We start from the raw sequence: 14617 nt of genomic DNA on the forward strand, positions 1-14617 counted from the left end.
AAATGCGCGCTGTAGCCTCTTTACTTGCGTGATATCAAAGACGTGGCCCGCCGGGCGCAGGGTAAAATGCGCGTCCTTAATGCCCCTCACACCCCACGGAGAACACGGATGCCAAAGAAGCCCTGAAAAGGACAGAATGTAAGCTGTTCCTGCTATTACTTCTCTCCGGCATTGTGCTTTTCGTTGTTCATCATAGCGGCCTCGCCGCGATGCTTATTCAGCTCCAACAGTTACAACAGCTTATTCAACACCGCGGGCCGCTGGGCGCCGCGGTGTATGTTGTGCTGTTCGTGATCGCTGCGGTTTGCCTGATCCCCGGCAGCCTGTTGGTGATTGCCGGTGGCCTGCTGTTTGGCCCACTTTACGGCACGCTGCTGTCGGTCCTGGCCTCGACGCTGGCCTGCGCGGTCTCTTTTTTACTGGCCCGAGGGCTGGGCCGACGGGCGCTGGTGCGGGCCGTCGGGCACACCGCCACCTTCCAGGCGATTGAACGCGGGATCGCCCACAGCGGGCTTGATTTTCTGCTGCTGACCCGGCTCATTCCGCTGTTTCCGTATAACATTCAAAACTATGCCTACGGTCTGACGTCGATCGCCTTCTGGCCTTTCATCCTGATTTCCGCGATAACCACCCTGCCGGGGCTGCTGATTTTTACCCTGATGGCCAGTTCCCTCGCGACGCAGGGCATCACGTGGCTGTTGATGCTCAAGCTCAGTCTTGCCGGGTTGGCGCTGTTCGCCCTCGTGCAGTTGGCGAAAGCCTGGGCGCGGCATCGGGGCATTGATATCGCGCTGTTTACGCCTGCCGAAACGGCTGAACGAGGCCCGCAGTGACGCGCGTCTGGCGTTCCCGCGCGGCGCTGTTGCTGGCGGTCTGTGTGATGCTGGGCGCGTACCTGCTGTTCCCTGGCGTGAAAGCCTTTGTGGATAACAGCTTCGCGGCTTTTGCTCACCTCGACAGCGCCGACCTGGCACGTTTCATTCAATCCTGGGGCCCGCAGGCTGCCGCCGTTTCCTTCTTTTTGATGATCCTGCAAGCCATTGTCGCCCCGCTCCCCGCCTTTTTGATTACCTTCGCCAACGCCTCGCTGTTTGGCGCCTTCTGGGGCGGCGTACTGTCGTGGACCAGCGCGATGGCGGGCGCGGCATTTTGCTTTTATATCGCCAGAATCCTCGGGCGCGGCGCGGTGGAAAAGCTGACCGGCAAAACGGTGCTCGACGGCATGGACACCTTTTTCACGCGCTACGGCAAACACACGATCCTCATTTGCCGCCTGTTGCCTTTCGTGCCCTTCGACCCAATTAGCTACGCCGCCGGGCTGACGTCGCTGCGCTTTCGGTCGTTTATGCTGGCAACCGGGCTCGGTCAATTGCCTGCCACTGTCGTCTACTCCTGCGTCGGCAGTTGGCTGACGGGCGGTACCTACTGGCTGGTCACCGGGCTGCTGACCCTGTTCGCCCTGGCTATCCTGTTGATGATGGCTAAAAAATTCTACGCTGAACGCCAAAAGAGGTTCCGATAATGCGTCTTCTCTCCCGCCATTTGTTATGGATAGCCCTGCTCGCGGTCAGCCCGTGGGCGCTGTCGGCCCAAAACTGGCAGCAAACCGAACACGAGGCTCGCGGGCAAACCGTGTGGTTCAACGCCTGGGGCGGCGATCAGGCGGTGAATCGCTATCTCGACTGGGCCAGCGGCGAGGTGCAGCGCGATTACGGCGTAACACTTAAAATGGTGCATCTGGCTGATGCAGCGGATGCGGTAAAACGCATTCAGACCGAAGCGCGCGCCGGGCGTACGCACGGTGGCTCGGTGGATTTACTGTGGGTCAACGGCGAAAACTTCCGCACCCTGAAAGAGGCAAATTTACTGCAAACCGGTTGGGCGCAATCCCTGCCGAACTGGCAGTATGTCGATCTGCAGAAGCCGGTCCTGGAAGATTTTTCCATCCCGACGGACGGAGCGGAATCACCGTGGGGCAGCGCTCAGCTTACGTTTATCGCCCGCCGCAGCCAGACGTCTCAGCCGCCAACTTCGCCACAAGCATTACTGGATTTCGCCACGGCGCACCCTGGCACCGTGACCTATCCGCGTCCGCCGGATTTCACCGCCACCGCGTTTCTGGAACAACTGCTGTTGAATCTGACCACCCAGCCTGACGCGTTAAAGCAGCCACCCAACGACGCCACGTTCGCCGCCGTCACCGCGCCACTGTGGGCGTATCTCGACAAACTACATCCGCATTTGTGGCGCAACGGCAGCGACTTCCCGGCATCTCCCGCCCGGATGGACGCGATGCTGACCCACAGCACGCTGCGCCTGTCGCTGACTTTCAACCCGATGCACGCCAGCCAAAAAGTCGCCAGCGGCGAACTGCCTGCTGACAGTTTCAGCTTTGGGTTTAGCGAGGGAATGCTCGGCAACGTGCATTTTGTGACGATCCCGGCCAACGCCCGCGCCGTGGCTGGCGCAAAGGTGGTGGCGAACTTTCTGCTGTCACCCGCGGCTCAGCAGCGCAAAGCCGACCCGGCTGTTTGGGGCGACCCCACGGTGCTGGACATGAACAAACTCCCGACGCCGTGGCCTGCCGCGCAGTCCGAAAAAATGCCGCCGGTGCTGGCTGAACCGCACGCCACCTGGGTTAACGCGCTGGAGCAGGAATGGCTGCGCCGCTACGGCACGCACTGACGGCGCTGCTGTGGGCCGCGATGGGGCTGATTTATTTGCCCCTGCTGCCCGCTGCCGTTCAGTTGCTGATGCCCGCGCTGACGCTCGCCAACTGGCAGGCGCTGTTGGGCGACCCGCAGCTTCCGCAGGCGGCGCTGGCGACGATGGTCTCCACGCTTATCGCCGTCGTCGGCGCCTTCGCCCTCGCGCTATCGGTGGTGGCGGCGTTATGGCCCTCTCAGCAATGGCAACGTCTGGCGGCCCGCCTGCCGCTGCTGCTCGCCCTGCCTCATGTGGCGTTCGCCAGCGCGGCGTTACTGCTATTTGCCGAAGGCGGCTGGTTGTTCCGCCAGTTCCCGCAGATTACGCCGCCGATTGACCGCTACGGTATCGGGCTGGGTCTGACGCTGGCGGTGAAAGAGAGCGTGTTTTTGCTGTGGGCGATGTACGCCCTGACCGCAGAAAAAGGATTAGCCGAACAGGGCCTGACGCTGCGCAGCCAGGGTTACGGCCGCTGGCAATGCGTGGCGTGGATTGTGCTGCCGCGTTTGCTGCCGCAGCTGCGTATTGTCCTGCTGGCGACCGCCGCCTGGACACTCTCTGCCGTCGACGTGGCGCTGATCCTCGGCCCCGGCAACCCGCCGACGCTGGCAGTACTGGCCTGGCAGTGGCTGTCTCAGGGGGATGCCTTACAGCAGGCGCAAGGTTCGCTGACGTGCCTGCTTCTGATCCTGATGTTGGCGGCGTTGGTGCTCGTCGCCCATCTGCTGTGGCGCGCCTTCCGCGCCCGGGTGCCTGACTTTCAGGGCGTTCGCCATCCGCAGCCGCTGGCATTACCGGGCAACGTGCTGGCCTGGCTGCTGCCGCTCAGCGGCGTGCTGTGCGCGGTAACGCTGGGGCTACTTTCCGACAGCCAACTGGCGAATATCGACAGCATCAACAACAGTCTGTGGCTGGCACTGGGCGCATCTTTGATCAGCCTGATCTTCTGTTTGCTGTGGCTGGAGTATGGTCCGCAGCGCTGTTATTCATTGATCTGGGCCTGCATTTGGCTGCCGCTGGTACTGCCCGCGCTGCCCCTCGTCGCCGGGCAATATCAGCTGGCGCTGCTAAGCTGGCAGGACGGTGAATGGCTGACGGTGCTGTGGGGGCATTTGCTGTGGGTGGTGCCGTGGATGCTGTTTATTCTGCTGCCCGCCTGGCGACGGCTCGACCCGCGCCTGCTGACGATCGCCCGCACGCTCGGTTGGACTCGCTGGCGCTGCTTCTGGCAGGTGAAAAGCCCGCTGCTGCTGCGCCCGATCCTCGCCGCACTGGCGGTCGGTTTTTCCGTCAGCATCGCGCAATATTTGCCGACGCTGTGGCTCGGGGCCGGGCGCATTACCACCCTCACCACCGACGCCGTGGCGCTCAGCAGCGGCGGCAGTACGCCGATGCTCGCCACTCAGGCCCTTTGGCAACTGCTGCTACCTGGCTGCTTTTTCCTGTTCATCTCCCTGCTGTTACGGTGGCTGGGCCATTATCGACAAGGACTCCGTTAATGCTGAAAGTGGATGGTCTGACGGTGACACACCGCGGCACAATGCTGCTCAACGGCGTGGATTTTCAGGTACAAAATGGCGAAATCCTGACGCTGATGGGCGCCTCCGGGAGCGGAAAATCGACGTTGCTCTCCTGGATGGCGGGCGCGCTGGACGGCGCATTTCATGCCCGGGGCGAACTGTGGCTGAACGATCGGCGATGTGACATCTTGCCCACCGAAGCGCGACGCATCGGCATTCTGTTTCAGGACGCGCTGCTATTTGACCATTTCAGCGTGGGGCAAAATCTACAGTTAGCGCTGCCCGCCTCGGTGCCGCGATCGCAGCGACGCGCCCAGGCTGAAGCTGCGCTCGACAGCGCGGGCTTAGGCGGGTTTTATGCCCGCGATCCGGCGACGCTTTCCGGCGGGCAACGCGCGCGGGTGGCGCTGCTGCGTTCTCTGCTGGCGCAGCCTGACGCGCTGTTGCTGGACGAACCGTTTAGCGGCCTCGATGCCGCGCTGCGCGACAGTTTCCGCGCATGGGTGTTTACCGAAGTGAAACAGCGCCACATCCCGGTGATTCTGGTGACGCATGACGTGGCCGATATCCCGGCCGATGGCCGCTGTCTGCGACTTGAAAGCTGGGGCTAATCTGCGCCAGCGCAAGGATTTTCCCAAAACGAGGGTCCAGAATGACGCTTCTTTTTTCTTCTGACGGGCAATTCGATGAAACGTGTTTCTCAACTGACCGCGCTGGCCCTGCTGATCGGGCTGTCTTCTTCGGTTTCTTTCGCAGCTGATATGCTTTCGCCACTCACCTTCACCCAGCTTCAGCAGCAGAAAGGCGTCGCCATCGACACCCGTCTGAGCGCGTTCTACAACGGCTGGCCGCAAGCGCTGAATGGCAGTGAAGGCCATGAACCGGCGGCGCTGAATCTCTCCGCCAGCTGGCTTTCGGCCATGAACGACGCGCAACTGACCGAATGGATCAAACAGCACCAGTTGCAGTCTTCCACGCCGGTGGCGCTGTACGGGGCCGATAACGATAACGCCGCCGTGGCGGAACGCCTGAAAAAAGCGGGCCTGACCCACGTCAGCCTGCTCGGTGATGCGCTCAGCCAACCGGAACGCCTGCAAAAGCTACCGCACTTTGAGCAACTGGTGTATCCGCAGTGGCTGCATGACATGCAAGAGGGGAAAGCCGTGACCGCCGCGCCGACAGGCGACTGGAAGGTTATCGAGGCGGCCTGGGGCGCGCCGAAACTTTACCTGCTGAGCCATATTCCGGGCGCGGGCTATATCGACACCAACGACGTCGAAAGTGAGCCGCTGTGGAACAAAGTCTCTGACGATAAGCTGAAAGCGCTGCTGGCGAAACAGGGTATCCGCCACGACACCACCGTGATTCTGTACGGGCGCGACGTGTACGCCGCCGCGCGTGTGGCGCAAATTCTGCTGTATGCCGGGGTGAAAGACGTGCGGCTGTTAGACGGCGGCTGGAAAACCTGGTCCGATGCGGGCCTGCCGGTTGAGCGCGGCACGCCGGATAAAAACACGCCTGCACCTGATTTCGGGGCCGCGCTTCCGGGCCAGCCGCAGCTGATGCTGGATACCGAACAGGCCCGGGGTTTGGTGCATCGCAAAGATGCCTCGCTGGTCAGCATTCGTTCGTGGCCGGAATTTATCGGCACCACCAGCGGCTACAACTACATCAAACCAAAAGGTGAGATCTCCGGGGCGCGCTGGGGCCATGCGGGCAGCGATTCGACCCATATGGAAGATTTCCACAACCCGGACGGCACCATGCGCAGCGCCGATGATATCGCGGCGATGTGGGCGCAATGGCACATTCTGCCCTCGCAACAGGTGTCGTTCTACTGCGGTACCGGCTGGCGTGCCTCTGAAGCGTTTATGTACGCCCGCGCCATGGGCTGGCAGAACGTGTCGGTGTACGACGGCGGCTGGTACGAATGGAGCCAGAACGCGAAGAACCCGGTCAGCCGCGGCGATCGCGGCCCGGACGCTTCGCTCTAATCGTCACCCGGTCCGGCAGCGCCCTGCTGCCGGACTTCCAGTGAGGCCAGCGTGACATAACCACTCCACACCCGCGTAAAGGTCGTCAACCAGCACAGACCGCCGAAGATCCACGCCATCCACGCAAAGCCCCCCGGAAACAGGCAGCTCAAGACGAACAGCGCAATGGTTTCGCTGCCTTCGGTAAACCCGCCGAGATAATAAAATGATTTATGCGCATAGCCGGGATTGTCGATTTGGTGCTTCGCTGCCAGCGCCGCAAAGGCTAAAAAACTGCTGCCGGTGCCGATAAACGCAAACAGCAGCCAGCCCCCCGCCAGCGCATTCTCCAGCGGATTCGCCAGGATAAAGCCGAACGGCACCAGGGCGTAAAAAAGGAAATCCAGGGCGATATCCAGAAAGCCACCGGCGTCTGTCAAGCCCCGTCGCCGCGCCAGTGCGCCGTCCAGTCCGTCGAGCAGACGGTTGAGGACAATCGCCACCAGCGCCGGAACATACCAGCCCAGCGCCAGAAACGGCAGGGCCAGCACGCCAATCGCAAAACCCACCAGCGTAATGCCGTCCGGCGTAATACCTGGCCTGTCGAGTTTCTCCGCCGCCCGGTTGAGCCACGGTTTGAGACGAGGGTGAAGATGACGGTCAAGCATGCGGTTTCCCCTGCACGTCGCACAACCCTTGCGAAGGGATATCCAGTGCGGCGTTAAATCGAGCCGAAAGGTTCTGAAACGCCACTAGCGCGGTCATTTCGCAGATAGTCTCGTCGTCATAAAAACGCCTGAGCGCCACTTTTTGCGCCTCGCTGACGAGGGGCGGCGTGGCGGTCATGGCGTCGGCATAGTCCAGCGCCGCGCGTTCGGCTTCGCTGAACAGCGTCGAGCACGGCCAGTGCGCCACTGCCTGCACTTTTTCCAGCGTATCGGTACGCTGCGCCAGTCGGAGACTATTGGCATCAATGCAAAACGCACAATGACACTGCTGAGAAACGCGGGTCATCAGCAACGCCCGCAGCTCCGGTGAGAGGCGGGCTTTTTTGCGCTCCAGCCAGCCGACAAACAGCGCCACCAGCCAGAAAAGACGCGGCATCCGTCCCCACCAGCGGGTCGGGTTCAGAATCTCACCGTAGTGTTTCTTTTGCATTTTGACGATGGGGGCAAGCGAAGGCGGGATTTTGCTCAGCGGCGGTACCCACGGTTGACGTTTTTTCACCCGGACACTCCTGCAGATCTTCAGATTTATCAACGGCAGAGATAGTATGACACGCTCTGAACAGGAACCTTGACCTCTATGCTGAAAACTATTGATGTGGTGGCGGCCATTATTGAACGCGCGGGATTGATTTTACTGGCCCAGCGTCCGGCGCATGCCGACCAGCCGGGGCTGTGGGAATTTCCCGGCGGGAAGGTGGAAGCCGGAGAGTCGCAGCCCGAGGCGCTTATCCGCGAGCTGCATGAAGAGTTGGGCATTGATGCCCTGCCCGCAGCGTATATAGCGAGCCATCAGCGGGAAGTGTCCGGACGCATTATCCATTTGCATGCCTGGCACGTGCCGGAATATCACGGCGAGCTGACCGCGCACGAGCACAGCCAGCTGGTTTGGGTGACACCGCAAGACGCCTTCAAATGGGAACTGGCCCCTGCCGATATCCCGCTGTTGGACGCGTTTATTGCCTTACGCGACGCCAGACCAACGGATTCGTGCTGAGCGTTTTTTCATCGCGCTGGCACTGTAACAGCACGCCTTCGGCTTTCACCACCGCGCCTTCGCTGTAGTTCTGGTTTTGATAGATGCAGCACTGAGCACAAGGCTGCCCACGCTGACCGCCGCTGCTAAAAACCTCCGGCGGCACGTTCACTTCCACATCCGGCCCGAAGCGCTCTGCAGCCTGCACGCCGCTGCCAAGAAGCAACAGCAGCCCCGCCATCAGATATCGTTTCATTGTCATTCCTTTTTTCTGGGTTCTCAGATAACTATATCGACCCTTTCGCCTTTTTCTTAAATTTTCGCTTTCATCGTTTTTTGTTATGACAACCCGCCCATTATAAGTTTTCCCCTTCCGAGGCGATTTTTCCTTGCCTGCCGCTGCGTCAGCGGAGATAGTCGAAAGAAAGTGACCCGCAAATAATAAACACACAAACATCATACCGTTATAGACATAAGAGGAACTTATCTTCATGGAACCGACTCTCTCTCTGGAAACATTCCTGGACCGCGTTCAGCAACGCGACCCGCATCAGGGTGAATTTGCGCAGGCCGTGCGCGAAGTGATGTCCACCCTGTGGCCGTTCCTGGACGCCAATCCGCGCTATCGTCAGATGTCGCTGCTGGAACGTCTGGTTGAACCCGAGCGCGTGATCCAGTTCCGCGTCACCTGGGTCGACGACCGTAATCAGGTACAGGTCAACCGCGCCTGGCGCGTGCAGTTCAACTCGGCGATTGGCCCGTTCAAAGGCGGAATGCGCTTTCATCCGTCGGTAAACCTGTCGATCCTCAAATTCCTCGGCTTTGAACAAACCTTCAAAAACGCGCTCACCACCCTGCCGATGGGCGGGGGGAAAGGCGGGAGCGATTTCGATCCGAAAGGCAAAAGTGAAGGCGAAATCATGCGTTTCTGCCAGGCGCTGATGACCGAACTGTATCGTCATTTAGGCGCGGACACCGACGTTCCGGCAGGTGATATTGGCGTCGGCGCGCGTGAAGTGGGCTTTATGGCGGGGATGATGAAAAAGCTCTCCAACAACACCGCCTGCGTGTTTACCGGCAAAGGGCTGTCGTTTGGTGGCAGTCTGATCCGCCCGGAAGCGACAGGCTACGGGTTAATCTATTTCACAAACGCGATGCTTAAACGCCACGGTCTGGGCTTCGAAGGCATGCGCGTGGCGGTGTCCGGTTCTGGCAACGTGGCCCAGTACGCGATTGAAAAAGCGATGGAACTGGGCGCCCGCGTGGTGACCGCGTCGGACTCCAGCGGCACGGTGGTGGATGAAGCCGGTTTTACGGCGGAAAAACTGGCGCGTCTGGAAGAAATTAAAAGCAGCCGCGATGGCCGCGTGGCGGATTACGCCCGCGAGTTTGGCCTGCAATACCTTGAAGGTCAGCAGCCGTGGTCCGTGCCGGTGGATATCGCCCTGCCGTGCGCCACGCAAAACGAACTCGATGCTGATGCGGCGCGCCTGTTGATTGCCAACGGCGTGAAAGCGGTGGCCGAAGGCGCCAATATGCCGACCACGATCGCTGCTACCGATTTATTCCTCGAGGCGGGCGTTTTATTTGCACCTGGCAAAGCGGCAAACGCAGGCGGCGTGGCAACGTCCGGGCTGGAGATGGCGCAGAACGCCGCACGAATGGGCTGGAAGGCAGAGAAAGTCGATGCCCGTTTACACCACATCATGCTGGATATTCATCAGGCGTGCGTCGAGTACGGCGGAGAAGGCAAGCAAACGCATTACGTGCGCGGGGCGAACGTCGCCGGATTCGTGAAGGTGGCGGATGCGATGCTGGCGCAGGGCGTGATTTAAGGTTTGATTGCCCGGCGGCGTTGACGCTTGCACGGGCCTACAGGTTTTGTAGGCCTGACAAACGCAGTGCCGTCGGGCAATGTTATGACGCTTCGGTTTTCTTCTTCCGCGCCTTACTGAACGTTTTCTTTTTCTGTTCGCCGCCCGGCGCTACCAGCCCACGGAACTGTTTCACCGGCGTACTGCGCGCCTGCTGAATCAAGTCAAACAGCGTACCGACCAGTGGCTGCATGAAATCCTGATAGCGACACTGCTTTTCGCTGATTTGCGTCAGCACCGATTCCCAGTGCGCGGTCATATCCGGTCGTCCGGCCATTTCCGGCAGCGAGTGGATCAGCGCCCTTCCGGCCTCGGACGAATGGATGTAGCGCCCTTTTTTGGTCAGGAACCCTCGCTTAAACAGCAGCTCGATGATCCCGGCGCGCGTCGCCTCAGTGCCTAAACCATCCGTCGCACGCAGGATCTTCTTCAGATCTTTGTCCTGCACAAAACGCGCAATCCCGGTCATCGCGGAAAGGATGGTGGCATCGGTGAAATGGCGCGGCGGCTGGGTTTGACGTTCAACCACTTCGCCTTTTTCGCACAGCAGTTCGTCGCCCTTCGCCACCACCGGCAGCGGCGTGCCGTCGTTATCTTCGTCACGCTCTTTATTGCCAAGCAGCGTGCGCCAGCCTGCTTCCGCGAGGAAACGCGCTTTGGCGATGAATTTGCCGTTGGCGATATCCAAATCAATCTGACATTTGCGGAACACCGCATCCGGGCAGAACTGCATCAAATATTGACGGGCCACCAACTCATACACTTTGGCTTCGTTGTCGGTCATTCTTACCGACGAACTGCGCGCCGTAGGAATGATGGCATGGTGGGCATCGACCTTTTTGTCATCCCAGCAGCGGTTGCGAATTTCAGGGTCAACAACCGGCTGCGGGAGCAGACCCGAGGCGTGCACGCTGATGGCGTTCAGCACCGCCTGGCGTCCGGCAAAATGCTCTTCCGGCAGATAGCGGCTGTCGGAACGCGGATAGGTAATGAGCTTGTGGGTTTCGTACAGTTTCTGGCAGATATCCAGCACGTTCTGCGCGCTGAAACCAAAGCGTTTGGCGGCTTCAATCTGCAGAGACGAAAGTGAAAACGGCAGCGGGGCCGGTTCTGAATCCCGTTTATCATTATACGCCGTGACGATGGCCGGTTGCCCGGCGATGCGCGCCAGGACGTGATCGGCCAGCGGGCGGTGCAGCAATCGCCCCTCTTCATCCTGATACGGCTCGCAGGCTTCGCTCGGCTGCCACGTGGCGGTGAAACGCTCGTCGGCAGGCGTGACGATATGCGCCTTCACGTCGTAAAAATCTTTCGAGACGAAGTTTTCAATTTCTTCATCACGACGCACCACCAGCCCGAGCACCGGCGTTTGCACCCGGCCAACGGAGAGCACGCCCTGATAGCCCGCGTTGCGGCCCAGCAGCGTGTAGGCGCGGGTCATGTTGATGCCGTACAGCCAGTCGGCGCGCGCGCGGGCCAGCGCGGACACGCACAGCGGAATGAAATCGTTGTTGGAGCGCAGACGGGAAATCGCGCGTTCGACCGCCGAGGGATTAAGATCGTTTATCAGACAGCGCTGCACCTGCCGACGCTTTTCCGCTGGCATTTCAAGATAATCCAGTACTTCATCTACCAGCAGTTGCCCTTCTCTGTCCGGGTCACCCGCGTGGATAACTTCGGTAGCGTCGTGCAGCAGGCGCTTGATGGCGTTCAGCTGTTTGGTCACCGACGGCCGCGGTTGCAGCCGCCATTTTTCCGGCACAATCGGCAAGTCCATCAGGTTCCAGCGCGCATAACGGCTGTCGTAGACATCCGGCTGCGCCTGTTCCAGCAGGTGGCCGATACACCAGGTGACCACCTGGCCGTTACCACATTCGATAAAGCCATCGCCCCGGCGATGCGGCTTGGGCAGCACGTCGGCGATGGCACGGGCCAGACTCGGTTTTTCCGCAATAAACAAGCGCATGCGGTTAGCTTATCTCGATCATCGGTCGTCCGCCGCGCGCGGTCACCAGTTCGCCAATCGCGGTCAGCGTGAGGCCATATTCCGCTGCGGTGGCTTTGGTTTCCGTTTCCGCTTCCGGCAGGACCGCCAGCAGCAGGCCGCCAGAGGTTTGCGGGTCACACAGCAGGTCGCGCCACGCCTCCGGCATGTCACCCATCAGGTGGCCGTAGCTGGCAAAGTTACGCGACGTACCGCCTGGCACTGCGCCCTGAGCAATGTACGCTTCCACGCCCGGCAATTTCGGCACGTCGGCAAAACGGATCTGCGCCTGCACGCCTGCGCCCTGGCACATTTCGCTCAGGTGCCCAAGCAGACCAAAACCGGTCACGTCGGTCATCGCTTTGATGCCGTCGATATTAGCGAAGGCCGCGCCCGCGATATTCATCTGGCACATGATTTCCGTCGCCAGGCCTTGATGTTCAGGCTTAAGCAGTGATTTTTTCTCGGCGGTGGTCAACACGCCAATGCCCAATGGTTTGGTGAGATACAGTTTGCAGCCCGCCTGGGCGGTGCTGTTTTTCTTCACGCGTTCTGTTGGCACGATACCGGTCACCGCGAGGCCAAAAATCGGCTCAGGGGCGTCAATGGAGTGACCACCGGCCAGCGCAATGCCGGCCTGTTGGCAGGCAAAACGCCCGCCTTCAATGACTTCGCGGGCAATTTCTGGCGCCAGCGTGTTAACCGGCCAACCGAGAATGGCGATGGCCATGATCGGTTTTCCCCCCATCGCGAAGATGTCGCTGATGGCGTTGGTCGCGGCGATACGCCCGAAATCAAACGGGTTATCGACGATGGGCATGAAGAAATCGGTGGTGCTGATTACCGACGTCCCGTTACCCAAATCGTAAACGGCGGCGTCGTCGCGCGTTTCGTTCCCGACAAGTAGGTTCGGGTCGACAAACTTCGCCTGCTCGCTATGCAGGATGGTTTCCAGCACTTTGGGGGAAATTTTACAACCGCAACCGGCTCCGTGGCTGTATTGCGTCAAACGAATGGCTTGCTCGCTCATGGACATCTCCTGTCATTGCAACCGATCCCGGCTATACACAAAATCATTCGGGTTGCATCGAGGCGGCAAGTTTGAAGAGCCCGGGAGCATAGATAACTATGTGACAGGGGTCTGAAAGCGTAGCCAACAAAGAGGCAGCCCGAAGGATGACGTGTATATGTTAGCGCTCAAAGTTGATGGTGGTAAGTGAGACAGTCTTATTTCGCGCACTGTTGCTCACTATGCGCACAATCACGGTGTGGCGTGGCCATTTGACACGAAATTTAATTCATTCACGAAACTTATGTATCTGCCGTTTTGCGAGGTAACGCAACTTTTTCATCATCGATTTATGACAGAAATGTGACAGCCCGACCTTTGGACGATCCACATAAAAAAGGAACCACAATGAAAAAGAGTATTCTTGCGTTTTGCGTTGCCAGTCTGTTCTCCGTCAATGCTTTTGCCCTGGCCCCCTCCGGGAATGATGCCACCACCAAACCTGACCTCTATTACCTGAAAAATGCCCAGGCGATTGATAGCCTTGCCCTGCTGCCCCCGCCTCCGGAAGTGGGCAGCATCGCGTTCCTGAACGATCAGGCGATGTATGAACAGGGTCGTTTGCTGCGTTCGACCGAGCGCGGTAAGCAGGCGGCAGAAGATGCCAACCTGAGCAGCGGCGGTGTGGCGAATGCCTTCTCCGGCGCATTCGGTTCGCCGATCACCGAGAAAGACAGCCCCGAACTGCACAAACTGCTGACCAATATGATTGAAGATGCGGGCGACCTCGCTACCCGTTCGGCGAAGCAGAAATATATGCGCGTGCGTCCGTTTGCGTTCTACGGCGTACCGACCTGCAATACCAAAGAGCAAGATGAGCTGGCGAAAAACGGTTCTTATCCGTCAGGCCATACGTCCATCGGCTGGGCAACGGCACTGGTGCTGGCGGAAGTGAATCCGGCGCGTCAGAACGATATCCTGAAACGTGGGTATGACCTGGGCGAAAGCCGTGTGATTTGTGGTTATCACTGGCAGAGCGATGTGGATGCGGCGCGGATTGTCGGCTCGGCGGTGGTGGCTACGCTGCACACCAACCCGGCGTTCCAGCAGCAATTGCAGAAAGCCAAAGACGAATTTGCTAAAACGCAGAAATAATCTCGACAGTGCCCGGCGGCGTGATGCCTGCCGGGCCGGTTTTTGGACTCAGAATTTCACGACAAACGGCGCGGTATCCGGGATAGAAACCGTGGTTGACGCCTTCAACTGTGGCGTACCGAGGTACAGGAAGCCGACAATTTTATCCTGTTCACGACACTGCAAACCGTCACGAACCACCGGGCTTTCGGTCAGCGCACCGCTGCGCCAGATGCCGTTGAATCCTTGCGCGACGGCGGCCATCTGCATCGCCATCACCGCACAGCCTGCGGACATTTCCTGCTCCCACACCGGCACTTTATGATCCGGCGTACATTTCGCTACCACTGCAATAATCAGCGGTGCACGGAACGGCGCGTTACGCGCTTTGTCGATGGCTTTGTCGTCCTGCCCGGCATTAACCGCGCCCTTTTCCAGCAGTTGGCTAAAACGCTCCCGACCTTCACCTTCAATCACAAAGAACTGCCACGGCTGCAACGTGCCGTGATCGGGCGCGCGCAGGCCCGCACGCAGGATATTTTCCAGCTGTTCTCCTGCCGGGGCGGGTTCAGCCAGACGGGAAGCGCTGCGGCGGTTAACGAGTAATTCGAGTGCATCCATTGATAAATCTCCTGTCACGGGGTTTTTCATAAAATTAACATGACAGCAGAATTTGTTACAGCGCCGGAGGCGATTCCTGCTGACAACCGGCGGCG

15 protein-coding genes are annotated in these 14617 nt (G+C 59.6%); 9 read left to right on the forward strand and 6 right to left on the reverse strand.

Annotated features, from left to right (window positions below):
* Positions 1–209: 209 nt before the first annotated feature.
* The 6 genes from A8O29_RS13665 (at position 210) to A8O29_RS13690 (ending at position 6220) form a co-directional block, all read left to right on the forward strand.
* A complete protein-coding gene (locus A8O29_RS13665) occupies positions 210–833 on the forward strand; it encodes a TVP38/TMEM64 family protein (protein WP_125354824.1) in 624 nt (207 codons plus the stop codon).
* Between the two features lie 47 nt (positions 834–880).
* On the forward strand, positions 881–1522 hold the full coding sequence (locus A8O29_RS13670) for a TVP38/TMEM64 family protein (RefSeq protein WP_125354875.1): 642 nt from the start codon (positions 881–883) through the stop codon (positions 1520–1522).
* Entirely contained in the window at positions 1522–2685 is a 1164-nt protein-coding gene (locus A8O29_RS13675) for an ABC transporter substrate-binding protein (protein ID WP_125354825.1), read from the forward strand. Before A8O29_RS13670 ends, A8O29_RS13675 begins: the two co-directional genes overlap by 1 nt.
* Positions 2658–4205: an ABC transporter permease subunit gene (locus A8O29_RS13680; protein ID WP_125354826.1), complete on the forward strand. Its 1548-nt coding sequence runs from the start codon at positions 2658–2660 to the stop codon at positions 4203–4205. Before A8O29_RS13675 ends, A8O29_RS13680 begins: the two co-directional genes overlap by 28 nt.
* Complete coding sequence (locus A8O29_RS13685; protein ID WP_125354827.1) at positions 4205–4837, forward strand: ATP-binding cassette domain-containing protein; 633 nt, start codon at positions 4205–4207, stop codon at positions 4835–4837. Before A8O29_RS13680 ends, A8O29_RS13685 begins: the two co-directional genes overlap by 1 nt.
* 75 nt (positions 4838–4912) lie before the next feature.
* Positions 4913–6220: a rhodanese-like domain-containing protein gene (locus tag A8O29_RS13690; RefSeq protein ID WP_125354828.1), complete on the forward strand. Its 1308-nt coding sequence runs from the start codon at positions 4913–4915 to the stop codon at positions 6218–6220.
* Here the strand turns inward: A8O29_RS13690 and A8O29_RS13695 are convergent.
* Together A8O29_RS13695 and A8O29_RS13700 are read right to left on the reverse strand one after the other, a co-directional pair.
* Positions 6217–6867 carry a CDP-alcohol phosphatidyltransferase family protein gene (locus A8O29_RS13695; protein WP_125354829.1) on the reverse strand — a complete coding sequence of 217 codons (651 nt, stop codon included), beginning with the start codon at positions 6865–6867 and terminating at the stop codon, positions 6217–6219. The genes A8O29_RS13690 and A8O29_RS13695 overlap by 4 nt on opposite strands.
* Positions 6860–7426, reverse strand: a complete 567-nt coding sequence (locus tag A8O29_RS13700; RefSeq protein ID WP_174081345.1) for a carboxymuconolactone decarboxylase family protein — start codon at positions 7424–7426, stop codon at positions 6860–6862. The genes A8O29_RS13695 and A8O29_RS13700 overlap by 8 nt, the downstream gene beginning before the upstream one ends.
* Positions 7427–7504: 78 nt before the next feature.
* On the opposite strand from A8O29_RS13700, the gene A8O29_RS13705 reads away from it, so the two are divergent.
* Complete coding sequence (locus A8O29_RS13705; RefSeq protein ID WP_125354831.1) at positions 7505–7921, forward strand: pyrimidine (deoxy)nucleoside triphosphate diphosphatase; 417 nt, start codon at positions 7505–7507, stop codon at positions 7919–7921.
* Here A8O29_RS13705 and A8O29_RS13710 read toward each other — a convergent pair.
* Positions 7881–8156: a YnjH family protein gene (locus A8O29_RS13710; RefSeq protein ID WP_125354832.1), complete on the reverse strand. Its 276-nt coding sequence runs from the start codon at positions 8154–8156 to the stop codon at positions 7881–7883. The two genes, A8O29_RS13705 and A8O29_RS13710, sit on opposite strands and share 41 nt — an antisense overlap.
* A gap of 235 nt (positions 8157–8391) precedes the next feature.
* Between A8O29_RS13710 and gdhA the strand changes: the two genes are divergently transcribed.
* The gene (gene gdhA, locus A8O29_RS13715) at positions 8392–9735 is read left to right on the forward strand and encodes an NADP-specific glutamate dehydrogenase (protein ID WP_125354833.1); all 1344 of its coding nucleotides are present in this window, start codon (positions 8392–8394) and stop codon (positions 9733–9735) included.
* 82 nt (positions 9736–9817) lie between these two features.
* Here gdhA and A8O29_RS13720 read toward each other — a convergent pair whose 3' ends face one another.
* Together A8O29_RS13720 and selD are read right to left on the reverse strand one after the other, a co-directional pair.
* Positions 9818–11740, reverse strand: coding sequence for a DNA topoisomerase III (locus A8O29_RS13720; protein WP_125354834.1), 1923 nt, complete (start codon positions 11738–11740; stop codon positions 9818–9820).
* Positions 11741–11744: 4 nt separating this feature from the next.
* Positions 11745–12788 carry a selenide, water dikinase SelD gene (selD, locus tag A8O29_RS13725; protein ID WP_125354835.1) on the reverse strand — a complete coding sequence of 348 codons (1044 nt, stop codon included), beginning with the start codon at positions 12786–12788 and terminating at the stop codon, positions 11745–11747.
* A 387-nt stretch (positions 12789–13175) separates the two neighbouring features.
* Here selD and phoC point away from each other — a divergent pair, with 387 nt between their 5' ends.
* Positions 13176–13922 (forward strand): acid phosphatase PhoC, encoded by a 747-nt coding sequence (gene phoC / locus A8O29_RS13730; RefSeq protein ID WP_110509692.1) that lies wholly within the window; start codon positions 13176–13178, stop codon positions 13920–13922.
* A gap of 48 nt (positions 13923–13970) precedes the next feature.
* Here the strand turns inward: phoC and A8O29_RS13735 are convergent, their stop codons facing one another.
* A complete protein-coding gene (locus A8O29_RS13735) occupies positions 13971–14522 on the reverse strand; it encodes an NAD(P)H nitroreductase (protein ID WP_110509693.1) in 552 nt (183 codons plus the stop codon).
* Between the last annotated feature and the right edge of the window lie 95 nt (positions 14523–14617).

Origin of the sequence: Scandinavium goeteborgense (assembly GCF_003935895.2) — a bacterium.
In the GTDB taxonomy this organism is placed as follows: Bacteria; Pseudomonadota; Gammaproteobacteria; order Enterobacterales; family Enterobacteriaceae; genus Scandinavium; species Scandinavium goeteborgense.